Source organism: Nocardiopsis sp. LDBS1602 (assembly GCF_035818715.1).
Taxonomy (GTDB): Bacteria; Actinomycetota; Actinomycetes; order Streptosporangiales; family Streptosporangiaceae; genus Nocardiopsis; species Nocardiopsis alba.
The window spans coordinates 1,338,199-1,363,001 of sequence record NZ_JAYLVW010000001.1 but is presented as its reverse complement, the minus strand read 5'-3'; the positions used below and the strand labels follow the sequence as shown (position 1 = coordinate 1,363,001).

23 protein-coding genes and 1 tRNA gene are annotated in these 24,803 nt (G+C 69.8%); 17 read left to right on the top strand and 7 right to left on the bottom strand.

Annotated features, from left to right (window positions below):
• The first annotated feature begins 97 nt into the window (after positions 1-97).
• The 9 genes from U9J66_RS06235 to der all read left to right on the top strand — a co-directional run bounded on the left by U9J66_RS06235 (position 98) and on the right by der (position 8,889).
• Positions 98-1,057 carry a ParA family protein gene (locus tag U9J66_RS06235; protein WP_014912154.1) on the top strand — a complete coding sequence of 320 codons (960 nt, stop codon included), beginning with the start codon at positions 98-100 and terminating at the stop codon, positions 1,055-1,057.
• Positions 1,054-1,479 (top strand): hypothetical protein, encoded by a 426-nt coding sequence (locus tag U9J66_RS06230; protein ID WP_234305720.1) that lies wholly within the window; start codon positions 1,054-1,056, stop codon positions 1,477-1,479. The genes U9J66_RS06235 and U9J66_RS06230 overlap by 4 nt, the downstream gene beginning before the upstream one ends.
• Positions 1,480-1,596: 117 nt before the next feature.
• A complete protein-coding gene (locus tag U9J66_RS06225) occupies positions 1,597-2,457 on the top strand; it encodes a segregation and condensation protein A (RefSeq protein WP_026124903.1) in 861 nt (286 codons plus the stop codon).
• On the top strand, positions 2,454-3,044 hold the full coding sequence (scpB, locus tag U9J66_RS06220) for an SMC-Scp complex subunit ScpB (protein ID WP_014909296.1): 591 nt from the start codon (positions 2,454-2,456) through the stop codon (positions 3,042-3,044). The genes U9J66_RS06225 and scpB overlap by 4 nt, the downstream gene beginning before the upstream one ends.
• Entirely contained in the window at positions 3,031-4,833 is a 1,803-nt protein-coding gene (locus U9J66_RS06215; RefSeq protein ID WP_326337281.1) for a pseudouridine synthase, read from the top strand. Before scpB ends, U9J66_RS06215 begins: the two co-directional genes overlap by 14 nt.
• Before the next feature lie 100 nt (positions 4,834-4,933).
• On the top strand, positions 4,934-5,296 hold the full coding sequence (aroH, locus tag U9J66_RS06210) for a chorismate mutase (RefSeq protein ID WP_017534025.1): 363 nt from the start codon (positions 4,934-4,936) through the stop codon (positions 5,294-5,296).
• 30 nt (positions 5,297-5,326) lie between these two features.
• Entirely contained in the window at positions 5,327-6,493 is a 1,167-nt protein-coding gene (locus U9J66_RS06205; protein WP_442789846.1) for a prephenate dehydrogenase, read from the top strand.
• A 77-nt stretch (positions 6,494-6,570) separates the two neighbouring features.
• Positions 6,571-7,260 (top strand): (d)CMP kinase, encoded by a 690-nt coding sequence (gene cmk / locus U9J66_RS06200; protein WP_017534023.1) that lies wholly within the window; start codon positions 6,571-6,573, stop codon positions 7,258-7,260.
• Positions 7,261-7,455: 195 nt separating this feature from the next.
• A complete protein-coding gene (der, locus tag U9J66_RS06195; protein ID WP_042280939.1) occupies positions 7,456-8,889 on the top strand; it encodes a ribosome biogenesis GTPase Der in 1,434 nt (477 codons plus the stop codon).
• A gap of 67 nt (positions 8,890-8,956) precedes the next feature.
• Here der and U9J66_RS06190 read toward each other — a convergent pair whose 3' ends face one another.
• A complete protein-coding gene (locus U9J66_RS06190; protein ID WP_326337279.1) occupies positions 8,957-10,114 on the bottom strand; it encodes a DUF418 domain-containing protein in 1,158 nt (385 codons plus the stop codon).
• Positions 10,115-10,261: 147 nt separating this feature from the next.
• On the opposite strand from U9J66_RS06190, the gene U9J66_RS06185 reads away from it, so the two are divergent.
• Entirely contained in the window at positions 10,262-10,555 is a 294-nt protein-coding gene (locus U9J66_RS06185; RefSeq protein WP_014908618.1) for an AbrB/MazE/SpoVT family DNA-binding domain-containing protein, read from the top strand.
• A 62-nt stretch (positions 10,556-10,617) separates the two neighbouring features.
• On the opposite strand, the gene U9J66_RS06180 is transcribed toward U9J66_RS06185, so the two are convergent.
• Positions 10,618-12,096 (bottom strand): MFS transporter, encoded by a 1,479-nt coding sequence (locus tag U9J66_RS06180; protein ID WP_042280933.1) that lies wholly within the window; start codon positions 12,094-12,096, stop codon positions 10,618-10,620.
• A gap of 99 nt (positions 12,097-12,195) precedes the next feature.
• Here U9J66_RS06180 and U9J66_RS06175 point away from each other — a divergent pair, with 99 nt between their 5' ends.
• On the top strand, positions 12,196-12,735 hold the full coding sequence (locus U9J66_RS06175) for a DUF523 domain-containing protein (RefSeq protein WP_017534018.1): 540 nt from the start codon (positions 12,196-12,198) through the stop codon (positions 12,733-12,735).
• On the opposite strand, the gene U9J66_RS06170 is transcribed toward U9J66_RS06175, so the two are convergent.
• The gene (locus tag U9J66_RS06170) at positions 12,714-13,274 is read right to left on the bottom strand and encodes a dihydrofolate reductase family protein (RefSeq protein WP_017534017.1); all 561 of its coding nucleotides are present in this window, start codon (positions 13,272-13,274) and stop codon (positions 12,714-12,716) included. The genes U9J66_RS06175 and U9J66_RS06170 overlap by 22 nt on opposite strands.
• A complete protein-coding gene (locus tag U9J66_RS06165; protein WP_326337278.1) occupies positions 13,271-14,209 on the bottom strand; it encodes a helix-turn-helix domain-containing protein in 939 nt (312 codons plus the stop codon). Before U9J66_RS06165 ends, U9J66_RS06170 begins: the two co-directional genes overlap by 4 nt.
• Positions 14,210-14,364: 155 nt before the next feature.
• Between U9J66_RS06165 and U9J66_RS06160 the strand changes: the two genes are divergently transcribed.
• Positions 14,365-14,438: transfer RNA gene (locus U9J66_RS06160), tRNA-Pro, on the top strand.
• 83 nt (positions 14,439-14,521) lie between these two features.
• Here the strand turns inward: U9J66_RS06160 and U9J66_RS06155 are convergent.
• Complete coding sequence (locus tag U9J66_RS06155; RefSeq protein WP_326337277.1) at positions 14,522-15,982, bottom strand: APC family permease; 1,461 nt, start codon at positions 15,980-15,982, stop codon at positions 14,522-14,524.
• An 870-nt stretch (positions 15,983-16,852) separates the two neighbouring features.
• Entirely contained in the window at positions 16,853-17,671 is an 819-nt protein-coding gene (locus tag U9J66_RS06145) for a lipase family protein (protein WP_326337276.1), read from the bottom strand.
• Between the two features lie 272 nt (positions 17,672-17,943).
• On the opposite strand from U9J66_RS06145, the gene U9J66_RS06140 reads away from it, so the two are divergent.
• The 4 genes from U9J66_RS06140 (at position 17,944) to U9J66_RS06125 (ending at position 21,411) form a co-directional block, all read left to right on the top strand.
• The gene (locus U9J66_RS06140; protein ID WP_326337275.1) at positions 17,944-18,528 is read left to right on the top strand and encodes a GNAT family N-acetyltransferase; all 585 of its coding nucleotides are present in this window, start codon (positions 17,944-17,946) and stop codon (positions 18,526-18,528) included.
• A 52-nt stretch (positions 18,529-18,580) separates the two neighbouring features.
• Positions 18,581-19,717, top strand: coding sequence for an FAD-dependent oxidoreductase (locus U9J66_RS06135; RefSeq protein ID WP_326337274.1), 1,137 nt, complete (start codon positions 18,581-18,583; stop codon positions 19,715-19,717).
• 123 nt (positions 19,718-19,840) lie between these two features.
• Positions 19,841-20,251 (top strand): RidA family protein, encoded by a 411-nt coding sequence (locus tag U9J66_RS06130; RefSeq protein WP_199806087.1) that lies wholly within the window; start codon positions 19,841-19,843, stop codon positions 20,249-20,251.
• Positions 20,252-20,382: 131 nt separating this feature from the next.
• Positions 20,383-21,411 (top strand): glutathione S-transferase family protein, encoded by a 1,029-nt coding sequence (locus U9J66_RS06125; RefSeq protein ID WP_326337273.1) that lies wholly within the window; start codon positions 20,383-20,385, stop codon positions 21,409-21,411.
• Positions 21,412-21,512: 101 nt separating this feature from the next.
• On the opposite strand, the gene U9J66_RS06120 is transcribed toward U9J66_RS06125, so the two are convergent.
• Positions 21,513-23,276, bottom strand: coding sequence for a TIGR03767 family metallophosphoesterase (locus U9J66_RS06120; protein ID WP_326337272.1), 1,764 nt, complete (start codon positions 23,274-23,276; stop codon positions 21,513-21,515).
• Positions 23,277-24,027: 751 nt separating this feature from the next.
• On the opposite strand from U9J66_RS06120, the gene U9J66_RS06115 reads away from it, so the two are divergent.
• On the top strand, positions 24,028-24,690 hold the full coding sequence (locus tag U9J66_RS06115; protein WP_326337271.1) for a hypothetical protein: 663 nt from the start codon (positions 24,028-24,030) through the stop codon (positions 24,688-24,690).
• Positions 24,691-24,803: the final 113 nt, after the last annotated feature.

The window sequence follows — 24,803 nt, the reverse complement described above, 5'->3', positions numbered from 1 at the left end:
TGCTGTCGACATATTGAGTTTCCGACGGCGGTCGAGTCGTGGGGGACGTCAGGAGTCCCATCGGGCCGTGGCCGGTCCGTAGGGGAGGTCAAGGGTTGTGAACTGGTCGGAGTACGACGAGGCGGCGAACACCGCACCCGTCGGCGGGGACACCTCCGCCGACCCGGTGAACAACCCGTGGGGGACGACACGCAACACGGGGGCCGATCTGCACACCAAGAGACCCGAGCGGGCGTTTCCGGAGCCGGAGCCGCTGGACGAACACGGCCCGGCACGGATTGTAGCACTCTGTAACCAGAAGGGTGGGGTCGGTAAGACCACCACCACCATCAACCTCGGTGCCGCCATCGCGGAGTACGGCAGACGGGTACTGCTGGTCGACTTCGACCCGCAGGGCGCGCTGTCGGTGGGGTTGGGCCGTCTGGACCCGCGTGAGCTGGACCTGACCGTCTACAACCTGCTCATGCAGCGGGACGTGACGGTCGAGGACGTCCTGCTCAAGACGGACGTCGACGGCCTGGACCTCATTCCGAGCAACATCGACCTGTCGGCGGCCGAGGTGCAGTTGGTCGGCGAGGTGGCCCGTGAGCAGATGCTGGCGCGGGCGCTGCGTCCGGTCATCAACGACTACGACGTCATCCTGATCGACTGCCAGCCCTCGTTGGGCCTGCTCACCGTCAACGCGCTGACCGCGGCCGACGGCGTCATCGTGCCGTTGGAGTGCGAGTTCTTCGCGCTGCGCGGTGTGGCGTTGCTGATGGACACCATCCAGAAGGTCCAGGAGCGCCTCAACGAGGACCTGGTCATCGACGGTTTCCTCGGCACCATGTACGATCCGCGGACCCTGCACGCCCGTGAGGTGCTGTCCACGATCGTGGACGGGTTCGGCGACAAGGTCTACGGTACGGTCATCAATCGCACCGTGCGGTTCCCGGACGCCACCGTGGCGGGCGAGCCCATCACCAGGTTCGACTCCTCCTCGGCCGGGGCCAACGCCTATCGTGCTCTGGCCAAGGAGGTGCTGGCGAGGTGGCCTCTCAGCGGTCACGGCGCGTGACGCTACCCGGGGCGGACGAACTCTTCTTCCGCCCCTCCGGGCCCGACGGGGAACAGTCGGAGGCCGAGAGCCGGCACAAGGTACCGGAGCAGGAACGACAGGAGACGAACGGGGACGACGTCGAGAGACGGCGGCCCCGTGGGGCGGACGACGCCGGGGACGGCCACGGAGTCAAGGGCGACGGCGCGGTGCGTCGGGCCCCCAAGCCCAGTGGTCGCCAGCGTCACGACGAGAAGATCACCGTCTACATCTCCGGTGCGGAGCTGTTGGCCCTGGAACAGGCCCGACTGTCGCTGCGCGCCGAGCACGGGCTGTCGGCCGACCGGGGGCGTCTGGTCCGGGAGGCGGTGGCCGTCCTGCTCGCCGACTTCGAGGAGAACGGCGCGGGCAGCATGCTGGTACGTCGGTTGAGCGAGGACTGAGCGGGCCGCGCACCCGGATCGGACGCCCCCCCGTGGGGTGGTCCGGGCACGGCCCGTCACGCGCGGCTCCGAATCGGTGACACCCTTGTCCTATGAGTGAGAAGACGTGGGCCCGCCATGGCGACTGACCCGGAGGGGGTCCCTCCGTCCGCCGGGGGCGTGGACGAGGTCGACGAGAACGCCTTCCAGGTGCACCTGGACAACTTCGAGGGCCCCTTCGACCTGCTCCTCGCGCTGATCTCGAAGCACAAGCTCGACATCACCGAGGTCTCCCTGTCGAAGGTCACCGACGAGTTCATCGCGCACATCCGGGCGCACGGTGACGACTGGGATCTGGACCAGGCCAGCAACTTCCTGCTGGTGGCGGCCACCCTGTTGGACCTGAAGGCGGCGCGGCTGCTTCCACGCGGGGACGTGGAGGACGAGGCGGATCTGGCCCTGTTGGAGGCGCGCGACCTGTTGTTCGCCCGGCTGCTCCAGTACCGGGCCTACAAGGAGGTCGCCTCCTATATGCGCGAGCGGCTGGCCTCGCAGGGGCGCCGTTACGCCCGGGCCGTGCCGTTGGAGGAACGGTTCGCGGGGATGCGTCCCGACGTGCTGTTCAAGCTGGGCCCTCAGGAGTTCGCGGCTCTCGCGGGGATGGTGTTCACCCCCAAGGAGCCGCCGAGCGTCCCGGTCACGCACATCCACCAGACCAAGACCTCGGTCAAGGAGCAGGGCGAGCTGATGGTCGCCGAGCTGCGAGAGCACGGACGGTTGTCCTTCGCCCGGCTCACGGCGGGCTGTACCGGAACCTTCGAGGTGGTGGCCCGTTTCCTGGCGCTCTTGGAGCTGTACCGCGCCTCGAACGTGGGGTTCGACCAGCCCGAACCGTTGGGCGAGCTCATCGTGACCTGGACCGGAGGGGACCGTGAGGTCGAGGTGGAGACCGAATACGACGAGGCGGTGGCACCCGCCGATACGGGGGACGGACGATGACGACGGAGTACGCCGGGACGGACGAGGCGGCCGTGGCGCCGCCGACCCTGCGCCGTGACCTGGAGGCGGTCCTCATGGTCGTCGACCAGCCGGTGTCCGAGTACGACCTGGCCAAGGCGTTGGGTGTCCCACTCGACGTGGTCACGCGTACCCTGGAGGACCTGTCACGGGAATACACCGAACAGGGCCGTGGTTTCGACCTACGGGCGGTGGCCGAGGGCTGGCGTGTGTACACGCGTCCCGAATGCGCCGACATCGTCGAGCACTTCCTCAAGGAGGGGCAGGAGGTACGCCTGACCCAGGCGGCCCTCGAGACGATGGCGGTGGTCGCCTACCGTCAGCCGGTCTCCCGTGGCAGGGTCTCCGCGGTACGCGGGGTCAACTGTGACGGGGTCATGCGTACCCTCGTACTGAGGGGCCTGATCGAAGAGTCCGGTCACGACCCCGAGTCCGGTGCCCTGTTGTACCGGACCACTTCCTATTTCCTGGAACGGCTGGGCCTGCGCGGCCTCGACGAGCTGCCTGATCTGGCGCCGTTCCTCCCCGACGACATCGAAGGTCTTGACGACACCGGTGAGCACAACTGATAACGACCGTCCCCGCGGTGAGCGGGGCGGATACGCCCCGCGCGGTGAGCGCGGCGACTATGACGACCGAGGCGGCCGAGGCCGCCGTTCCTTCGACCGTGACGACCGCCGGGGTGGCGGACGTCCCGACCGGGACCGTGGTGGGTTCCGTGGTGACCGTGATCGGCGTGACGATCGTGGTGGCCGTTCCTATGACCGTCGTGACGACCGTGGTGGTCGTTCCTTCGAGCGGCGTGATGACCGGCGTGGTGGCGGTGGCCGCTTCGACCGTGATGAGCGTCCGCGCCGTGACGACCGGGACCGTGGTGGGTTCCGCGGTGACCGTGACCGTCGCGATGACCGTGGTGGCCGCTCCTTCGAGCGACGCGACGACCGGCGTGGTGGTTTCCAGGGACGCCGTGACGACCGGGATCGCGGTGGTCGCTCCTTCGACCGTGACGACCGTGACGACCGTGGTGGTCGTTCCTTCGAGCGGCGTGACGATCGGCGTGGTGGCGGTGGCCGCTTCGACCGTGATGAGCGTCCGCGCCGTGACGACCGGGACCGTGGTGGGTTCCGCGGTGATCGCGATCGTCGCGATGACCGTGGTGGCCGTTCCTATGACCGTCGTGACGACCGTGGTGGTCGTTCCTTCGAGCGGCGTGATGACCGGCGTGGTGGCGGTGGCCGCTTCGACCGTGATGAGCGCCCGCGCCGCGACGACCGGGACCGCGGTGGCCGTTCCTTCGACCGTGACGACCGCGGCGGTCGTTCCCACGATCGTCGTGACGACCGGCGCGGCGGTGGCCGTCCCCAGGACCGGCGTGACGATCGGCGTGGTGGCGGTGGCCGCTTCGACCGTGACGAGCGTCCGCGCCGCGACGACCGTCGTTCCTCCGGCCGTGACGACCGTCGTGACCGCTACCAGGGACGTCGCGACCAGGCCCCGGCCGGTGGCGCGGTCAAGAGCGAGAACCAGCTCTCCAAGGCGGCCCGTGAGCGTCTCAACGCGCTGCGCGCCGACTACGACCCGCGCGACGAGGACCGTCACTCCGGCGAGGACCGTGACACCTACACGGACGTCCCCGACGGCATCCGTCTACAGAAGGCCCTCGCGGCCGCCGGTGTCGCCAGCCGTCGCGCCAGCGAGGAGATGATCGCCGCCGGTCGCGTCAGCGTCGACGGTCAGATCGTCCGTCGCTTCGGCGCCCGGGTGGACCCGGAGGCCTCCGAGATCCGGGTCGACGGCATGCGTGTGGTCACCGCCCCGGACAAGCTGTACTTCGCGCTGAACAAGCCGCGTGGCGTGGTCAGCACCATGTGGGACCCCCAGGGTCGTCCGACCCTGGCCGACTACACGGGGCAGACCGAGGAGCGCATCTTCCACGTGGGTCGGCTGGACACCGAGACCGAGGGTCTGATCCTGCTGACCAACGACGGTGAGCTCGCCAACCGGCTCACGCACCCGCGTTACAAGGTCATCAAGACCTACATCGCGAAGGTGCCCGGCCCGGTGCCGCACCGTGTGGTGCGCGAGATCGAGAAGGGCATCGAGCTGGAGGACGGCCCCGTCGAGGTCGACTCCTTCCGCGTGGTCGACAACGACAGCCAGCAGGCCATGGTGGAGATCCGACTCCACGAGGGGCGCAAGCACATCGTGCGTCGTCTCATGGAGGAGGTGGGCCACCCGGTCACGGACCTGGCCCGTACCCAGGTCGGCCCGATCGACCTGAACACCCTGAGGCTGGGCACGATGCGCGCGCTGAGCTCGCGTGAGATCGGCGAACTGTACAAGGTCGCGGGTCTGTGACCCGAGTCTGTCGATACAGTTGACGGCGGCCGTCCCATGGTGGGGCGGCCGCCGTTCTCCTTCGGGGAGCGGGGAGAGACGACGACGAGGCGGGAAGAACGTGGCGGTACGGGCCATCCGCGGTGCGGTGCAGGTCGATGCGAACGAACGCGAGCAGGTGCTGGAGGCCACGGCCGAACTGGTCTCCGAGGTGATGGAGCGCAACGGTCTCACCACGGACGACGTGATCAGCGTGCTGTTCACCGCCACCCCCGACCTGACGTGCGAGTTCCCGGCGTTGGCCGCGCGCGAGGTCGGTTTCTCCGACGTCCCGTTGATGTGCGCGACCGAGATCGCGGTCCCGCACGCCCTACCGCGTGTGGTGCGGCTCATGGCGCACGTGGAGACCGAGCGCCCCCGCTCCGAGGTCCAGCACGTCTACCTGCGCGGCGCCCAGGCGTTGCGCCTGGACATCGCGCAGTAGCCACGGCCGGAGAGGCCGTACGCTGGTGGCGTGGACACACGTCGGGGGGCCGGGGGAACGGTGAAGGTGAACGAGGACGCCGAGGGGCGCCGGAGCGATCTGCGGCGGGTCACGGTGATCGGTACCGGTCTGATCGGTACGTCGATCGCGCTGGCCCTGCGCGCCCATGACGTGGACGTCGCCCTCTCGGATCCGGACGCCTCCTCGTTGCGACTGGCCTGTGACCTCGGCGCCGGCCGCCCCTTGGAGGAGAACGCCTCCTCGGCCCCGGCCGACCTCGCGGTGATCGCCGCGCCGCCGGCCGTCGTGCCGGCGGTGCTGCGCGACGCCCAGAACCGAGGACTGGCCCAGGTGTACACCGACGTGGCCAGTGTGAAGGCGAGCGTGCTGCGCGAGGCCGAACGGTCCGGATGCGACATGGCGACCTTCGTTCCCGGCCACCCCATGGGCGGACGGGAGAAGCACGGCCCCGGCGCGGCCCGCGCCGACCTGTTCCTGGGGCGTTCCTGGGCCCTGTGTCCCACCGGTAAGGCCGACCCCGGTTCGGTGGCCGCGGTGATCGAGCTGGCCCGGGTGTGCGGCGCCGATCCGCTGATCCTGGACGCCGAGGCCCACGATCGCGCGGTGGCCCTGGTCTCGCACGCCCCGCACGTGGCCTCCTCCGCGGTGGCCGCGCGTCTGTCGGGAGGGGACGAGACGGCCCTGGCCCTGGCCGGTCAGGGCGTGCGCGACGTCACCCGGATCGCCGGGGGAGACCCGGCCATGTGGGAGGAGATCCTCTCCCACAACGCCCTTCCGGTGGCCGATGTGCTCGCCGAGGTGGCCGAGGACCTGGCCGCCACCGCCGAGGCCCTGCGTTCCCTGGCGGGGGCGGCCGAGGGCGTCGACGTTCTGGAACCGGTGCGGGACCTGTTGTCGCGGGGGCGCGCGGGGCATGGGCGCATCCCCGGCAAACACGGGTCGGTGAGCCGTCCCGAGTACACCGTCATGCCGGTGGTCATCCCCGACGAACCAGGGGCGTTGGGGAGGCTGTTCGCGGCCGCGGCCACCGCCGGGGTCAACATCGAGGACGTACGGATCGAGCACAGCCCCGGACTGCCGCTGGGCGTGGCCGAGCTGTACGTGCTGCCCGAGGTTCTGGACACCTTGGCCGAGGCCCTGTCCGCGGACGGTTGGTCGGTGCACCCCGGCGCCTGATCGTTGGTCCGAGGGCGCCCGTCGCGCGGGTAGGCTGAGGCGTCGATCAAAGCGGACCTTCGAGGGAGACAGCAGTAGTGAGCGCGCAGGGCACCGGAATCGTCATCGCCATCGACGGTCCCTCCGGGTCGGGCAAGTCGAGCACGGCCAAGGGTGTCGCCAAGGCGCGGGAACTGCGCTACCTCGACACCGGCGCCATGTACCGGGCTCTGACCTGGTGGATGCTGCACCACGGGGTGGACGTCTCCGACCCGGCGGCGGTGGCCGCCGAGGTCTCTCGTCCGGTCATCACGATGGGCACCGACCCGGGCGACCCCACCGTCAAGGTGGACGGCCACGACGTGACCGCGGACATCCGCGGCGAGCGGGTCACCACCAACGTCAGCGCGGTCTCCGCCGTGCCCGAGGCCCGTGAGCTCCTCGTGCGCACCCAGCGCGAGGTCATCGAGGCGGCCCGTGTCGAGAGCGCGGGCATCGTCGTCGAGGGGCGCGACATCACCACGGTGGTCGCCCCCGAGGCCCCGGTGAAGCTGTTCATCACGGCCAGCGCCGAGGCGCGCGCGCAGCGCCGCAGCAAGGAGGTCCGCACCGGCGACGTGGCCGCGACCCAGGCCGACCTGGCCCGTCGTGACCGTCTGGACTCCAACCGCGCGCACTCTCCGTTGACCCGGACCGAGGACGCCTTGGAGCTGGACACGACGGGGCTGACCCTGGACGAGGTCATCGCCCTGGTGGTCAAGCTGGCCGACGAGGCCGGCGGCGAGTAGTACCGGCCGGGAGAGCCCGGCCACACCCTCCCCTTCGGGGGAATCACGACACCCGCCCGAGGGGTTTCCCTCAGGGTGGTCACGGGCGCCCGTACGGGCGCCCCCATCGATTCACGTGGCGATCGCGTCGAATCTTCGTGGCCTCGCGGCACGCATCCTGGGCGCGCGGGGTCCTGCAACCGGGAGTTATGAGCAATGAGTGAGTTCGACGTGTCCGACATCGGATACGAGTCCGAGGGGCCCGAGCCGGCCCTGCCGGTCGTCGCGGTCGTGGGCCGCCCCAACGTCGGCAAGTCCAGTCTGGTCAACCGGATCCTCGGCCGCCGTGAGGCCGTGGTCGAGGACGTGCCGGGTGTGACCCGTGACCGCGTCGCCTACGACGCCGAGTGGCAGACCCGGCGCTTCACGCTGGTGGACACCGGTGGTTGGGAGACCAGTGTCGCCGGTCTGGCCGCGATGGTCGCCCGTCAGGCCGAGTACGCCGCGCAGACCGCCGACGTGATCCTGTTCGTGGTGGACGCGACGGTCGGCATCACCGACGCCGACGCCGCCGTCACCCGCGTCCTGCGCGCCACCAAGCGTCCCGTGGTCCTGGCCGCGAACAAGGTCGACGGCGGGCAGCAGGAGGCGGACGCCCTCGACCTGTGGAACCTCGGTGTGGGCCAGCCCTTCCCCATCAGCGCCCTGCACGGTCGTGGGACCGGCGATCTCCTCGACGCCCTGGTGTCATCGTTCCCCGAGGTCCCGGAGGGCGACGACGATCGTGACGGTGAGGACGGCCCGCCGCGCGTGGCCCTGCTCGGCCGTCCCAACGTGGGCAAGTCCAGCCTGCTCAACCGGCTGGCCGGCGAGGACCGCGTGGTCGTGGACTCGGTGGCGGGGACCACCCGGGACGCGGTCGACGAGCTGATCGAGCTGGGCGGCAAGACCTGGAAGTTCATCGACACCGCCGGTATCCGCCGCCGGTTCCGTGCCCTTCAGGGAGCCGACTACTACGCGACGATGCGGACCGGCACGGCCTTGGAGCGGGCCGAGGTGGCGGTGGTGCTGATGGACGTCAGCGAGCCGCTCGCCGAACAGGACATCCGGGTGGTGGAGCAGGTCGTCGAGGCCGGCCGCGGCCTGGTCCTGGCCTTCAACAAGTGGGACATCCTCGACGAGGAGCGCCGCATCTACCTGGAGAAGGAGATCGACCGGCAGCTCTCCCGCGTCTCCTGGGCCCCCCGGGTGAACATCTCCGCGGCGACCGGCCGGCACATGGAGCGGCTCGTTCCGGCCATCGAGACCAGCCTGAACGGGTGGAACCAGCGCATCCCGACCGGGCAGCTCAACAACTGGCTCAAGGAGCTGGTGGCGGCCACCCCGCCGCCGGTGCGCGGCGGCAAGCAGCCCAAGATCCTGTTCGCGACCCAGGCGGGTGCCTGCCCTCCGCACTTCATCCTGTTCACGACCGGTTTCCTCGAGGAGAACTACCGCCGGTTCATCGAGCGTCGTCTGCGCGAGGACTTCGGCTTCGAGGGGACCCCGGTGCACATCAGCATGCGCATTCGGGAGAAGAAGAACGGTGTTCAGGGGCGTGCCTCCAAGGGCAGCGTGCGTCCCGACCGCAATCAGCGCGGGCGCCGCTGACCCTCTTCGACGGCGCCGAGGGCCCATCCGGATCGTTCCGGGTGGGCCCTCGTGGCGTTTCCGGGGGTCAGGTCGAGGCCGGTGCCTTCGATCGAGTGGTCCCGCCGGAGACCAGACGCCTGAGCAGACTCTCCGCGGGGCCTCGCAGGCCTCGACGGCGCATGAGTTCGGCGGCGCCCAACGACACCAGCCAGACGAGCGTGGCCACCACCAGCGCTCCGCTCAGTCCCACGCGGTCGTGCAGGCCCAAGGCGATGGGGGCGAACACCGCCATGAACGCCACGCTCTGGAACAGGTAGAAGGTCATGGAGCGCTGTCCCAGTGCGACCACCGCGGTGGTCAGCGGGCCCCGGGTCCGCGCGGCCCGGAGGGCGATCAGCGCGATGGCCCCGGCCATGCCGAAGCCGCCGAAGTAGCCGGTGAGCGGCTGGAGCATGGCCGCGGTCCAGAGCGCGGCCGTCGTCGAGGGCTGCCACAGGCCGGTCTGGGCCAGGACCGAGGGCAGGGCTCCCAGGCAAGAGATCACCATGGTCGCCACGACGGCGCGGATCAGGAAGGCTCGGTGGCGTTCGGGGGCCTCCAGCAGTCCGCGCCGGGCCGCCCACATGCCGGCGATCACACCGGGCGTCACCAGCACGGTTCCGACGAACGTTCCGATCGGCGCGCCGGGGAGGCGTTCCAGGTACTGGGAGCCCGTGTCACCGCCGGCGGGGAGGGTCAGCGCGCCGATGTCGAAGGTGGTCAGGCCCTGGGGGAGGGCCAGGAGCAGCGGGAGACCGGAGAGCAGGGTGCCGGGGATCAGGGTGAGGGCGCCGCCCCACAGCAGGGTGCGGTCCCGTACTCGGAGGAGGCCGACGAGCACGAGCGAGGCGACTCCGTAGGCGGCCAGGATGTCGATGGGCACCAGGAGGAGGTGGGCCGTGCCGAAGACGATCAGCCACAGACCTCGGCGGCGCAGCATGGCCCGGACGTCGGCAGGGTCGTCGCCTCGGGAGGTACGGCGTTCCAGCATCTGGACGAGGGCGTAGCCGAACAGGAACGCGAACATCGGTCGGGCGTGGTTGCCGACGAACAGGTCGTGGAAGGCGAGGGCGATCCGGTTCGCCGCGAGGGGGCCGTGGTCGATGGCCAGGACGTACAAGGGGGCGTGGGCGAAGGCGATGGCCAGGAGCATGGCGCCACGGGCCAGATCGGGGGCGAGCGCTCGGGGCGCGCTGGTGGTCACGGTTCCTCCTCTGCGAGGCGTTCTCGTACATGATATGTCATGTAAATCATGTAAAGCATGGCGCGGTCGAGAGGGGGAAACGGAGCCGGGGCCCGGCATGATCCGCTTGATAGGCTGTGCGGAACATGTGGAGAAGGTGGTGACCAGGTGGCCGAGAAGGAGGACGGCGCTTCCTACGGGCCCGGTGGCCGGGGGTTCTACGGCGCGGTGACCGTGAGCGAACGCGGTCAGATCTCGCTGCCGGCGAAGGCCCGCCGAGACCTGGGCATCGCGCCGGGCGACAAACTACTCGTCCTGGGAGACCCCGCGCAGGGGCTCGCCCTGATGACGGTCGACCGGCTCATGGGTCAGCTCGAATCCTCGTCGCTGTTGATGTCGGCGATCCGGGAGCACACCGACGACCCCGGTGAGACGGGCGAGGACGAGAAGCGGGAGGGCTGAGCCCCCGCGAACGCGCCGAGGGCGCTCCGTCGCACCGACGGAGCGCCCTCGGCGCGTTCGGGTCAGTCGGACTCGGAGGGCAGCCTGCGCACGTTGCCTCCGGGCGAGCGCCACTCCGAGTCCTCCCCGTCCCGGGGATGGGGAGGGGTGGGAGAGGCGCCCCGCGCGATCTTCTCCGGCACCGGGATGGCCGGTGCCCCGGGCAGCGGACGCCCCGCGCTCTCGGGCATCCGCCATACGACCACGACGCCCACCGCGCCGGCGATCATCAGCAGCCAGGCCGGGGCGTACAGGTTGCCGGTGGACTGCACCAGCGACTCCGAGATCAACGGGGTCGTGCCACCGAACAGTGAGACCGAGATGTTGAAGCTGATCGCCAGGGCGCCGTAGCGGACCTTGGTCGGGAAGAAGGCCGGCAGAGCCGCCGGGGCGGCCCCGGAGAAGTGCACCAGGGTGATGGCGAGGACCAGCACACCGAAGGCGACCGACCACAGGTTCCCCTGTTGCAGCAGCCAGAAGGCCGGTAGGGACAGCACGATCGCGAACAGGCTGCCGGAGAACAGGATGGGCCTGCGACCCACCCGGTCGCTCGCCCTTCCGACCAGGGTCACGGCGGCCAGCATGAACACCATCGCGCCCAAGGTCGCGACCAGCCCCATGGTGGTGCTGTAGCCGAGCGAGGAGTCCAGGTAGGTGGGCAGGTAGGCGGTCACCATGTAGTTGTTGACGTTGAAGACCATCACCAGGCCCAGACACAGCAGGATGGCGTGCCCCTGCTCGAGGATGGTCTCGCGGAGCTGCCCCTTGCGGCGCGCGCCACCGGCGTCCTTGGCGAAGCCGTCGGTGTTCTGGTCGAAGACGGGGGTCTCCTCCAGCTTGACCCGCAGGTACAGACCGATCGCGCCGAGCGGCAGGGCCAGCAGGAAGGGGATGCGCCAACCCCAGGCCAGCATCGTCTCGTCGCCGAGGAACAACGTCAGCAGGGTGACGATGCCGGCGCCGCCGATATAGCCGCTGAACGTGCCGAACTCCAGCCACGAGGAGAGGAAACCGCGGCGTCTGTCGGGCGCGTACTCGGCGATGAAGGTGGTGGCGCCGCCGTACTCGCCTCCGGTGGAGAAGCCCTGTGTCATGCGGGCGAGCAACAGGAGGATCGGTGCGGCGATGCCGATGGTGTCGGCCGAGGGGATCAGGCCGATCGCGAAGGTGCTCACCGCCATCAACAGCATGGTGAAGGCGAGTACGTGCTTACGCCCGATCCGGTCTCCGAGGGGGCCGAAGAACATACCGCCGAGCGGACGCACCAGGAACGCCGCCGCGAAGGTGGTGAAGGTGGCGATGAGCTGGACGCCCCCCGATTGGGAGGGGTAGAAGACCAGCCCGATCGTGACCGCCAGGTAGCTGTAGACACCGAAGTCGTACCATTCGGTCGCGTTACCGATCGCGGCCGCGGTGACGGCCTTGCGTGTGGTGCGATGTTCGGTCCGCAGGCTTCGGGCATCGTCGGAGGACGAGCCGCCTCCGGGTCGTGTGTCGCTCACGTCTCTCCCTCGGTCGCGTCACCTTGCGTACCTACATAAGCACCATGTGCGAGGGGACCGTGGGATTTGAACGTGTCGGCCGGAGGGTAGCGTGGTCGCATGCGTAAAGTGCTGGTCAGCGCCTGCCTGATGGGGCGCAGGGTCCGCTACGACGGTCGGGCCAAGCCGGTGGACGACGCCGCGGTCGAACGCTGGCGGCGGGAGGGGCGACTCGTCGTGCACTGCCCCGAGATCTCCGGGGGGTTGCCGGTGCCCCGGCCCCCGGCGGAGATCGAACCCGGCGCCGACGCCGCGGACGTGCTCGCCGGCCGGGCACGCATCCTCACCCCCGAGGGCGTGGACGTGACCGAGCACTTCGTCTCCGGTGCCCGTTCCGCGTTGGCCACCGCCCGGGCTCACGGGGTCGCCGTGGCCCTGCTCAAACAGTCCAGCCCCTCCTGTGGGTCACGCGAGGTCTACGACGGGACCTTCTCCGGGGTCAAGGTGCCGGGGGAGGGGGTCACCGCCCACCTGCTCCGAGAGCACGGGATCGCCGTGCTCGATGAGGACCAGGTGGCCGAGGCGGCGCGCCTGCTGGCCGAGGTCGAGTCGACCGACGGGCACGCCACCCCTCCTGGTCAGGGCTTGACCACCTCATAGCGCAGACAGGCGAAGGCGCCGGCCCGCTCGACCTCCAGGGGGCGCAGTTCGACGCGCCCGTCCAGCAGGGGCGCGCCCCCGCCCAGGGAGATGGGCGCGATCGACACCCGCACCTCGTCCAACAGCCCCAGACGGGCCAGGTCGGCGGCGATCCGTCCTCCGCCCACCACCCAGATGTCCCGGCCGTCGGCGACCCGGACCATCTCCGCGTGCAGAGCGCGCAGTTCCTCGTCGGTGTCCGCCCGGGCGAAACGCAGATCCCCCTTCACCCGGGGCAGGTCGCGATGGGTGAGCACCCAGGTGGCCGCCTCGTAGGGCCATGGGTCGCCCCCTTCATGGGTGAGGATCCATTCGTAGGTGGTCGCCCCCAACACGATCGCCCCGGCGCTCCTGATGAACGCCTCGGTGCTGTCGATCGCCTCGGAATTCTCCTCGCCCGGTTGCGCGCCCTCCACAGCGAACAGCCAGTCCAGTGAGTTGTCCGGGTCGGCGATGAACCCGTCCAGGCTGGTGGCGGTCTCGTAGACGGTCCTGGTCATGTCGTTCCTCCGTAGTGTCTCTGTAGCCATTCGATGGGGTCTCCGTGATCCACCGCCACACCCGCCTCGCGCAACATCTGTCGCACGAGCTGGCGGCGGTGCGCGGCGAAGGTGAGCACGTGCACCACGACGCCCACCAGGGAGAAGCTCTCCGGCGGGTCGCACAGGGCATCGATGAGCCGGTCGCCCCAGGCGCCTCGGCGTCCGATGTCGTCGACGGTGGCGATCCACCGAGCCCCCGCCGCATGGTGCCTCTCCCGGAGCGATTCCGGGTCGTCGGCGGCCGGCTCGGGGAAGTCCGCTCCCTCGATGGAGGCCAGCCAGACCTCCTTGCTCTTCACCAGCAGCTCCAGCGTGCGGGCGATCGACTCCTCGGGTCCGTCCCACGACAGGACGGTCCGGCCGGGGGCGCGCGTGGCGCGGTACTCCTGCTCCGACAGGCGCGAGGCCAGCTCGATGAGGTGGGTCGTGTCGTCGACGTCGTGGTGGATCTGGAGCACGGTCGGCTCCATGCCGTTCCGCCGCGGCGAGCCCTCCTCCACCCACAGGTGGAACGGCGGATGGAAGTGGACGCCGTTGGGCGCCTCCAGCCACCGTCCGCTGCCCTTGGTGGTCGCGCCCGGCGGATGGCCGAAGGCGCGTGAGAACGCCCGGATGAACCCCTCCACCGACTCGTATCCCGCGGTGAAGGCCGCGTCGGTGACGGTGGTGCCCTGTCCGATCTGCCAGGCGGCCCGCTCCAGCAGTACCCGGCGGCGCAACGCCACCGGTGACTCTCCGGTGTCCCGGGAGAAGGTACGGCTGAAGTGGAACGGCGAGGCGTGGGCCTGTCCGGCCATGTCGCTCAGACGGGCGTTGTCCTCGTGCAGGACGGCGTCGAGGAGTTCGCGCAGACGATCACGGCCCGAGGGCGGTTCGGCGGTGGGCTGACTCATGTGACCAGTATGTTCACGGAGGCCCGTCACGCGCTTGACCGTTCTTGCGCACCCCGCGCGTCCTTCGGTGGCCGTGCCTCGTGGTGCGAACGCCCCGAAAGATGCGATAGAGTCTTCCCCGTTGGCCGCGCCGGAGACGGCGCCGGTCCACCGCACGGGACGTAGCGCAGTTTGGCAGCGCACTTGACTGGGGGTCAAGGGGTCGTGGGTTCAAATCCCGCCGTCCCGACGGGCGAAGGGCGTTCACCTGGGTGAACGCCCTTCTTCGTGTCCCCGACCTGCTCGGAGGTCCGCCTACGCGACCGGTCGGGATCAGACGTGGAACGGCACCGTGGTGACGACGATCTTGGGCCGTTCACGCAGCGCGTGCCGGAGCCGGAAGGCCATTCGGTCGTGCAGGAGCCGGTGCCATCGGCGCGAGGTCACCAACTCGGGCAGGATCACCGTGATCGTCAGGTCGGGCCGCTGCTCGTGCAACGCCTCGACGTAGTCCACCAGCGGGGCGATGATCGTCCGATAGGGGCAGACCACCACTTCCAGGGGAAGGTGGTTCCCCCAGTGTCGCCAGTACCGTGTCATCCGCTCCGCCTCCTCGTCCGTGGGGCTGAGGTGGACGGCCAACACCGGCTGCTGGAGTGAGGCGGCGTAGGCCAGGGCGCGGATATTGGCCAGGTCCAGGGTCTCCACCGCGACCACGGACAGGTGGTGGATCTCCTCCGGTGTCTCCTCCGCCTCCTCTTCCTCCCAAGTGTCCTCGGTGCCGGCCGCCGGGCGGGGCTCCGGGGGAGGCTCCTTGGGCGGGCACAGGGGCGTGGGAACGGTGTTCCCGGGGAGTGTGGCGCTCTGCGGACGCAGACGCAGAGCCCGCCCGACCTCGTCGTAGTGGGCCCGGATGCGCAGGGTCAGGAGAACGAACAACGCCACGGCCACCAGTGCCACCCACGCTCCGGCGGTGAACTTGGCGATCGCGGCCGTCACGAACACGATGGCGCACATGCACGCGCCCAAGGCGTTGAAGGCGAGACTCTTGCGCCAGTGCCTTCCCCGGGAACGCCACCAGTGCACCACCATCCCGCTCTGGGACAGGGTGAAGGCCAGGAAGACCCCGACCGCGTAGAGGGGGATCAGGGCGGTGGTCCGCCCATCGAAGGCGACGAAGATCAGGGCCGCGGCGATGGTGAGGAGGAGGATCCCGTTGCTGTAGGCCAGGCGGTCGCCCATGCGCATGAACGGGCGCGGGGCGTGGTGGTCGCGCGCCAGCAGGGAGAGGACCCGAGGGAAGTCGTTGTAGGCGGTGTTGGCGGCCAACAGGAGGATGGCCGCCGTGCTCGCCTGGACGACCACGTACATGAACCCCGAGCCGAAGGAGTTCCGGGCCAGTTGAGAGAGCACCGTCTCGTTCGGCCTCGGGAGAGTGCCGGTGAGCAGGACGAGCGCCATGATCCCGCCGAACAACGCCAGCAGCGTGGCGACCATCCAGGTGAGGGACGTACGCGCGTTACGCCATTCGACCGGCTTGAAGGCGGGGACGGCGTTGCTGATGGCCTCGATACCGGTCATGGCGGTCGCGCCGGAGGTGAAGGCGCGCATGATCAGGAAGAGGGTGACGCCCGTGGTGGCGTCGACCTGCGGCTGCGAGGGTGGCGGAAAGCCCTGACGCGCCGCCTCGACGAGGCCGGCGATGATCACACCGGCCACGGAGAGGACGAACAGGTAGGTGGGGGCGGCGAAGAGGATGCCCGCCTGGCGGACACCGCGCAGGTTCCCGGCCAACAAGAGGGCGATGGCCCCGAGCCCGAGGGGGGACGGTCGCCCCGCCGAGAGAGGGGATGGCCGAGGTGACCGCCGCGACCCCGGCGGCGATCGACACCGCCACGGTGAGGACGTAGTCGACCATGAGGCCGCCCGCCGCCACCAGCCCGGGCACCCGCCCGAGGTTGTCGCTGGTCACGATGTAGGAGCCGCCCCCGTTGGGGTAGGCGCGGATGGTCTGTCGATAGGACAGCCCGACGGCCAGCATCATCACCATGATGGTGAGGGCGATGGGCAGGGACAGGGCCAGTCCGGCCGCACCGGCCAGGACCAGGATGGTGAGCAGCGCTTCGGGGCCGTAGGCGACGGAGGACAGCGCGTCGGAGGAGAGCACCGGCAGGGCGACGAGCTTGCGCATCCGCTCGCGGACCAGGGCCGTGCTCTTCAGGGCGGGGCCGAGGAGCACGCGCCGGACACGGGAGCCGACTCGACCCGTGGAGGTGGAGGTCAGCGCGGTGACCTTGGAGACCTGGTCCGCGCGTGCCTTACCGCCCAGTTCGCTCACGGTGACGAAGCGTTCGTAGCGGGGCAGGCGGATCTGGTGCCGCGCCGGATAGTCGCCCACGTTCGGGTCTACGGGCAGGGCGTCGCGCCATTCTTGAGGAGGACGCGTGACACGGGACCACCGACGACCGATCCGGTGGAGCGTGTCCAACTGTTCGGCGGTCAGGTCGGGAAGCGGATCGCTCGGACCGGGCGGGTGAGCGGCGCTCTCCTGTGTCATGTGGCCCAGTCTCGTCCACGTGGGTCGTCGAGACGCGTATTCGTCCTTGTGTGTCGTGCCGCCGGTCGTTCACCCGGACCGACGGCCACGGGCACGTGGTGGACCCCTCAGCGCGCGGCGGCGTCGAGGTGGGTGATGTAGGCGTTCATGGAGTGGTCGCGGAGGGCGTCCGCGCCGGGGGAGAACACGTCGGCGGTGTGCCCCTCGAACGAGTCGGTCAGGCCGCCCAGGACGGACATCGGCTTCTCGCGGATCCGTCCGCCGGCGTCGATGTGCCGGACTTCGGAGACATGACGGTAGAGCGGCTCGGGCGGCACCTGGGCGACGATGTCGTTGTTGTTGACGAAGCGGTACATCCTTCCCCGGAACGCCTGCTCGTAGGCCCGAGCCAGGGCGGGATCGCAGGTCCGGGGCTGCCCGAACGTGTAGACGCCGTCCGCCAGGACGTCGTCGGCGAAGTGCAGGCGGGCGGCGGCCAGCATGGCCAGTGCTCCGCCCAGGCTGTGCCCGGTGACCCACACCGTCTGGTCGGAGTCCCGGAACTCCCGCAGAGTGCCGGAAAGCTCCGAGTAGACCGCGTCCAAGGCGCGTTGGAAGCCCCAGTGGACCCGGCCCTCGCAGGAGTGTTCGCGGACCTGGGGCGCGTTGACGTCGGAGAGCCAGTCGCGGACCTGTTCGGGCTCGGTTCCTCGGAAGGCGATGACGATCATGTCGTCGCCCGCCATGACGTAGGCCTGGGTGTCCTCCAGAACGAAGGGGCGGCTGAGCGGCACCCGGAAGGAGCGCACACGGTCGAACCCCCAGCCCCGCGCCGTCTCCTCCACCTCGGTCTCGTCCTTGTAGGCCAGCCGCGCGGCGTGGGCCAGGCAGCGGACGTGGGGCAGTCCGTAGCCCGTGGCGGTGTGGTCGAAGGTGATCGCGGTCATGTGACGACTCCCGTGCGGATCGATATCGTCACCATCTGTAACATCCTTGTTCCGTTCGAAGAGCCCGGACACGGCCGTCCCGGCCGTCCTTCCGGCTCTTCGGCCGGGAGGGGCCGTCCCCTCGGCCCTGCGGGCGGGCCGCCTTCTCCCGGACCTGGACACCTGGAATTCCAGATCTCTCTCCCGAACCTTTCGTGGAACGGACCGTTTCTCCTCGTCGTCGGGCACACTCGTCGACGACGGTACGGAGACGAAGCCCGCGAGGAGCGACGATGGCGGCGACAAGAGGGGAGACCGGGCCTCCCGGACTCGACACGATCCCCCGACGGGCCGGACCGGACGACGTTCCCACCCTCATAGAACTGCGCGTGGCCGCGGCGGAGTGGCTGCGTTCCATCGGATCGGACCAGTGGCACGACACCGCCCGCGCCATCGCGGACATCGAGGCGGGGGTCGCCTCCGGCACGACGTGGGTCGTCGATCGAGGAGGGAGGATCGACGCGACCCTCACCCTGGGAGGGCCCGACCTCGACTTCTGGAACGAGGAAGACGACCTCGCCGACGCCCTCTACCTCTACAAGTTCATGGTCCGTGCGGGAGAACGCGGCGGTGGGCTCGGAGACGCCTTCCTGGAATGGGCCTGTGCTCGGACCGCCGCTCAGGGGAGGCACTGGCTCCGCCTGGACTGTTGGCGTACCAACCACGCCCTGCACCGGTACTACCGCGAACGAGGGTTTCGGCACCTTCGCACGGTCCGGTGCCCGGGGCGGGGGAGCGGAGCGTTGTTCCAGCGGCCGGTCCTCTCGAAAGGCGAGGCGGATGTGAGGTCCGCTCGAACCTTCGAAGGGGAGGCATGAACGCGGATCCCCCGTTGTTGCCCACTGTCGACGGTGGACGAAGGGATCGGCGATGACGGACCTGGTCGAACGGAACGGGGCCACGGGAGCGGGGACGCTCCCCGCTTCGACGGACGTGGTGATCATCGGTGCGGGCCAGGCCGGTCTCTCGGCCGCCTGGCATCTACGACGCCTCGGACTGGAACCCGGGATCGACCTCGTCGTCCTGGACCGAGGGCCCGCCACCGGCGGGGCCTGGCAGTTCCGCTGGGAGTCGCTGCGCCTGGACGACGCCCACAAGGTCGACGACCTTCCCGGGATGCGCGAGATGGGTCTGAGCTTCGCGACCGCCGACGTCGAACGCCCGGCCCGGGACGTGGTGCGCGAGTACTACGACCGCTATGAGCGCTTCTTCGACCTGAGGGTGGCGCGGCCGGTCCACGTCACCGGGGTCCATGACGAGGGCGAGGGGCTGTCGGTCACGACCACCGCGGGGGACATCGAGGCCCGGGTGGTGGTGAACGCCTCCGGTACCTGGGCGCGACCGTTCCGGCCTCATATGCCGGGTATCGCCGACTTTCGAGGCCGACAGCTCTCCACCCCCGAGTACAGGGAGGCGGCGGAGTTCTCCGGCCGGAGGGTACTGGTGGTGGGAGGCGGTACCTCGGCGGTCGGCTTCCTGCGCGAACTCGAAGGCGTGGCGGCCGAGACGATCTGGGTCACCCGGCGTCCGGTCACCTTCGTGAACGACCCGAAGGGCGGTGTCAAGGCGGTGCGCGCCGCCGACGAGGCGGCCCGGTCGGGGAGACCGCTGCCGAGCATCATCAGCGGAACCGGCCTGCCCGCCACCCCCGCGAACCTGGCCGCCCGCGACCGCGGACTCCTGGTGGCCCGCCCGATGTTCTCGGTGATCGAACCCGACGGGGTCCGTTGGGAGGACGGCTCGTTCGAACGGGTGGACGCCATCATCTGGGCCACCGGCTTCCGCGCCGAACTGTCCCACCTGGCCCCGTTGCGGTTGCGCGAACCCGGAGGAGGGATGTGGGTGCGCGACGGGCGCTCGGTCCGCGACCCTCGGCTGTTCATGGCCGGATACGGGCCGCAGGCGAGCACGATCGGCGCGAACCGGGCCGGTCGGGCCGTCGCCCGCCAGGTCATGGCCGAGCTGGAGAGGAGCGGCGTCCGGACGCCGGCGGGCCGAGCCGGCTGACCCCCGTCCCGGGCGCCTCCAACGTGGGGTCCGGCCCTCGCGGTGGAACGCGAAAATCGGTGGGCGTTCTCTCGATATGTCACTAACCTTCCGAAGGTTCGACGCCTTCGACGGGAGACCCTCATGAACAGCGCAGTGACCCTCATCCGTTCCGCCGCCCTCTCCGACGCTGCCGAATACGCCTACGCGGCCACCGTCCCGGCCGGGACGCGTCTGATCTTCCCCGCCGGCGCGTGCCCGCTGGAGAAGGACGGAACCACCGCCGCGGTGGGCGACTACGCGGGCCAGGCCGCCGTGTGCGTGGCCAACCTGCGGACGGCGCTCGCCGAGGCCGGTGCCGGCCTCACCGACGTGGTGAGCACCCGGGTGCTCGTCGCCTCCTCCTCCCAGGACGACCTGGTCGCCGCCTGGGAGGTGGTCCGCGACGCCTTCGGCGATCACGACGTCCCCAGCACCCTTCTGGGCGTCACCGTTCTGGGTTACGACGATCAGCTGGTGGAGATCGAGGCCGTGGCCGCCGTCCACGATCGATGAATCGCGCCCCGGCCGTCCCACGGGGGCGGCCGGATCCGCCCGGATCGAGGCTGTGGACAACCTGATGAGCCAGCCCTCGCCGCCCTAGGATCGGAGGAGGACGGGTTCTCCGAGCAGGGAGGGTGTGCTGTATGCGGGCCAACATGCTGCCGACCGAGGATTTCGAGCGCGATCCCTCGGCTTTCACCGACCGGGTCACCTCCGATGGGCGCTACGGGCGCGTCGCCGAACCGGGCCGCTACCGTCTGGTCGTCAGCCGGGCCTGCCCATGGGCGCATCGGGTGGTCATGGTCCGGCGCATCATGGGGTTGGAAGAGGTGATCTCCCTGGCGGTCGTCGATCCCCTCCAGGAGGTCATCGACGGTGAACCGCACTGGGTCTTCAGCGAGGGCAACGGAGACCGGGACGGCAAGGACCCGGTCCTGGGGATCCACGCTCTGCGCGAGGCCTATCTGGCCCGCGACCCCCACTACACCGGGGGTGTGAGCGTTCCCGCCCTGGTGGACGTGGCCACCGGGGAACTGGTCTCCAACGACTACGACATGCTCAGCGTCGATCTGGCCACCGAATGGGGCGATCTGGCCAGGGAGGGCGCGCCCTCCCTCTACCCGGAGCTCCTACGGGAGGAGATCGACACGGTGAGCGCCTGGATCCACCGCGATCTCAACCACGGGGTCTACCGGGCCGGGTTCGCCCCCGACCAGGAGGTCTACGAGGACGCCGTCTCCAACGTCTTCTCTCGGCTCGACTACCTGGAACGGCGGTTGGCCGGACACCGTTACCTGGTGAGCGATCACATCACCCTGGCGGATCTACGTCTGTGGGCCACCCTGGTCCGGTTCGACGCGGTCTACCACGGCCACTTCAAGTGCAACCGGCGCAAGCTCTCCGAGTATCCGGTGCTGTGGGCCTACGCGCGTGACCTCTACCAGACACCGGGTTTCGGAGACACCACAGATCTGCTCCACATCCGGGAGCACTACTACTACGTGCACACCGGCATCAACCCCTCCCGCATCGTGGCGGTGGGGCCCGATCCGTACGGCTGGGAGGAGCCCCACTACCGTGAGGCGCTGAACGGCGAACCCTTCCGAGGGGACACCCCTCCGGACCCGGTGCCGGAGAACGAACGGGTCACGGACCTGGAGTTCCAGGGCTGAGGGCTCCGGCGGGCGGGCTCAAGGCTTCGAGTCGCCGATGTCGGTGACGGGCCCGGGGCCCCGTCCGGCCGGGTTCCGAGGTCCGGCCGGACGGGGAGGTCTCACCGTGCCGGATGGTGCGCGGCGACCAGGAGTTCGACGTTGCGGTCGGCCTCCGAACCGAGGTTGGCGGCGTCGGCGTACAGGTCGTTGACCGACAGCTCTCGGTACAGCGACGCCAGACCGGCCTGCGAGTAGTCGCCGTGATCCACCTGATAGGGGCTGTCGGCCTCCAACAGGGTGGTGAACAGTGACATCGTCCCGTCGGCGTTGTCCACGATCTCGATGCAGCGGGCCATCTGCGGGTGGTCGATGTGAGAGGCGGTGTTGATCTCCCAGAAACCGCGTTCGGGGCTGCTGGAGGTGTGCGCACGCACCTTGTTGTAGTGGGTGTGCCCGTTCACCCAGGCCAGCACGTTCGGATAGCGCTTGAGCATGGTGACGAGGATGTCGCCGATGTAGCGCAGCTCGGCCGGGCGGCGACGGTCCGGGAGCGGGTTGGTCATCGTGTCGCTGGTGTGATGGCTGAACAGGACGAACAGCTCGTCGGTGACCTGCTGGGTCCGGCGCCGTCCGAGCAGGTCGTAGTAGACCGAGCTCGACGCGCGCAGGGTCCGCTCCAGCCAGTCGTACTGGGTCTTGCCGATGGACCCGTTGGCCAGGCCGGCCAGGGTGGTCGTGTCCATGCTGATCCCGGTGACGCCCTCGGCGATGGGGAAGGTGTAGAAGCAGTCGACCCCGTCGGCGTTGGCCTCGGTGAAGCCGTGCCCCACCGGCCCGGGGCCGGTGTTGGCCTCGCTCAGGTGGGCGGCGACGAACCCCTTGGTGTCGAAGGGCATGCGCCGCTCGTCGGGGGTCACGGTGGAGGCGATGGAGGAGGCCTTGACCGTTCCGGGCTCCTCCAACCGCTCGACCTCGTCGGGAAGCTCGCCGACCTGGTCGGGTTCGGTCATGGCGGCCGCGGCCTGCTCGGTCACCCGGTCGTCGGCGAACATGATCTTGCGGTCGCCGATGAAGCAGTCCGTGAGGCTTCCGACGGGCAGGGTGCCGGACGGGGTGTTGTCGTGGTTGCCGATGGTGCAGTACCAGGGGACGTCCAGCCCCGGGCTGTGGAACTCGGAGGTGGCCGCGTCCAGGAAACCGGGCAGGTGGGGGAAGAAGCCTCGGGACTTGTACCGGTCGCCGCGCTCGCTGTCGGGATGCCAGTACAGGTCGGAGCCGCAGTTCTGCACGCCCTCGTAGCCGGACGGATCTCCGGTGTTGGGGGTGATCGACCCTCCGTTGAGGATCGCCATGAGCCATTCGAGCTCGATCTGCTCGTGATTGTCGGTGTTGTCGCCCGTGGTCATCATGAAGTCGAAGGGACGTCCGGTGACGGGACCGGCACGCAGGGAGTTGACCCTGGCGACCAGGGCCGAGGCGCCGAGCGGGGCGAGCGTCTCCTGGGGGCGGTGGGCGCTGGATCCCAGGATCGGGTGGGTGTACTCGAAGCGCACCGGGCTCTGGGCGTCCATGATGTGCAGGTCGGTGAACTGGACGAAGGCCGACAAGGGGGTGCGGCGGTCGTCGCGGTCGGAACGGGCCGCCACCAGGTCCTCGCGGACCTCGATGGGCCATCCGGGTCCGGAGGTCAGCAGTCGGTAGCCGTCGCCGACGGGGGTGGCGACCTCGGCGAGGGTGGTGCCCTCGGGGTCGACGACCCGGTCCAGGGTGCGGCGGAGGAGTCGGTCGTGAGTGGCGGCCGAGACGGGAGGGGCGCTCAGCCCCAGGGCCGCCAGGCCCACCGCCGAGCTCAGGAGGAATCCACGCCGGTTGAAGGAGGCCATGCGTGTGGTGTGTCCTTTCGGCCCGATGCGGGCCTTGCGGGGTGCGGGGTGGACCCTATTGAAGGTCACCGGGGTCGCCGGGGCAACGGGGGAGAGGGGCATCGGTCCGGGGGCGCGGAGGGAGGGGGCGAACCCGGGTGGGTACGATGCCGGGTTCGGCTCTTTCCGGGAACGGGGGTCCGCGGCGAGGTCGTTCCGTCGTGCCGTCGGGCCGTCCACCTGCGGGTCGACGCGGGGCCTCGGCTCGTTCTCCGGGCCCTTCCCGAGACTTCATAAAGATGAAAAGATCTCACGTTTGGCCGGATGCGGCCATCCTCATGCCGTTCTCGGCACCCCGACCGGTAGGGGCGCTCCGGAAGCGTTCACGGCCCGAGGGGGTCACGTGTCGGGTGGGAGAGCCGGTGAACGGGGCCGGACCGTGACGTGGTCGGGCGTTCCCTGGCACACTGTTCCGGCGTTCGAACCTGGAATCGATGGACGGACGCGAAGGAGACGGGGGACAGATGAGAACGAAGACGGATACCGGACCGAACCCGGGGGCGAGAGAGTGAACGGGTACCCGCCACAGGGAGGGTGGGGCGGTCACCCCGGCCCGCGACCCCCACAGCATCCGCAGTACCCGCCACATCCTCAGCAGCCGCAGCAGCAATGGGGTCCGCCCCCGCCGGGGCCGCGGCCGCCGCACGGATACGCGTGGCCGCCCGGCCACGGGCAGCCGTCGTACCACGGGCGGGCGCCGCAGCACGTGGCGGTGGAAGGGCTGCCGCAGGGGTGGGATCGTGTCTCTCCCGAATGGCCTCTGCCGGGAGAGCCGGGCACACAGGCCTTCCACCCCTCGGGGGGAGCAGGTACCCATCTGCGTTACCTGTTGGCGTTCAGCCCGCTCCTGGGGGTGTTCTTCGTCGTCTTCCTGCTCCTCGGCTCGATCCTCTTCGAGACGATCGCCTCCGGGACGGGGATGACCGGCGGGATCGTCGTCGGGGCCATCGCCACCCTCTGCCTCGCGGTCACGCCCGTGATCAAGACCAGGAGGATGATCCGCGGCACCACCGTCCTGACCTCCCCGGTCGGGGTGGAGCTGCGCGACCACATCGGGTTCCAGGTCCGGCTGCGCTGGCCGGACGTCGTCCAGATCGATCGGACGCTCGACCGGATCTCGGCCGGCAGGGGGGTCGAGGTCGGCGGAAAGAACGTCCAGGTCAAGGACCTGGAGTCACGCGGCCTCATCGGGTGGGGAGAGCGCGTCGTGCCGGATCAGGCCGCCCGGATGCGTCAGGTGTTCGCCGCCCAGCCCCGGCACCCCCGCACCGGGGCCGAGCTGGTCGCGATCTCCTTCCAGTCCGCCGGACCGGACGGATGGGACAACCCCCTCGTGTTGGAGGCCCGCCGTCACCGCCCGGACCTGTTCGGCTAGCTTCGTCCTCGAATGTTCGGGGCGCCCCGGGATCCCTTCCCGGGGCGCCCTTTCGGGGTCTGTGCCGAACACGAACGAGATGAGAAAAGGTGAGAACGGTGACGGGCAAGGCT

Coding starts and splice junctions, on each gene's coding strand:
- U9J66_RS06165 (WP_326337278.1), bottom strand. CDS start 14,209: ATGAGTCAGCCCACCGCCGAACCGCCCTCGGGCCGTGATCGTCTGCGC.
- der (WP_042280939.1), top strand. CDS start 7,456: ATGAGTGAGTTCGACGTGTCCGACATCGGATACGAGTCCGAGGGGCCC.
- U9J66_RS06125 (WP_326337273.1), top strand. CDS start 20,383: ATGCGGGCCAACATGCTGCCGACCGAGGATTTCGAGCGCGATCCCTCG.
- U9J66_RS06130 (WP_199806087.1), top strand. CDS start 19,841: ATGAACAGCGCAGTGACCCTCATCCGTTCCGCCGCCCTCTCCGACGCT.
- U9J66_RS06120 (WP_326337272.1), bottom strand. CDS start 23,276: ATGGCCTCCTTCAACCGGCGTGGATTCCTCCTGAGCTCGGCGGTGGGC.
- scpB (WP_014909296.1), top strand. CDS start 2,454: ATGACGACGGAGTACGCCGGGACGGACGAGGCGGCCGTGGCGCCGCCG.
- U9J66_RS06175 (WP_017534018.1), top strand. CDS start 12,196: ATGCGTAAAGTGCTGGTCAGCGCCTGCCTGATGGGGCGCAGGGTCCGC.
- U9J66_RS06170 (WP_017534017.1), bottom strand. CDS start 13,274: ATGACCAGGACCGTCTACGAGACCGCCACCAGCCTGGACGGGTTCATC.
- U9J66_RS06145 (WP_326337276.1), bottom strand. CDS start 17,671: ATGACCGCGATCACCTTCGACCACACCGCCACGGGCTACGGACTGCCC.
- U9J66_RS06225 (WP_026124903.1), top strand. CDS start 1,597: ATGGCGACTGACCCGGAGGGGGTCCCTCCGTCCGCCGGGGGCGTGGAC.
- U9J66_RS06135 (WP_326337274.1), top strand. CDS start 18,581: ATGACGGACCTGGTCGAACGGAACGGGGCCACGGGAGCGGGGACGCTC.
- U9J66_RS06140 (WP_326337275.1), top strand. CDS start 17,944: ATGGCGGCGACAAGAGGGGAGACCGGGCCTCCCGGACTCGACACGATC.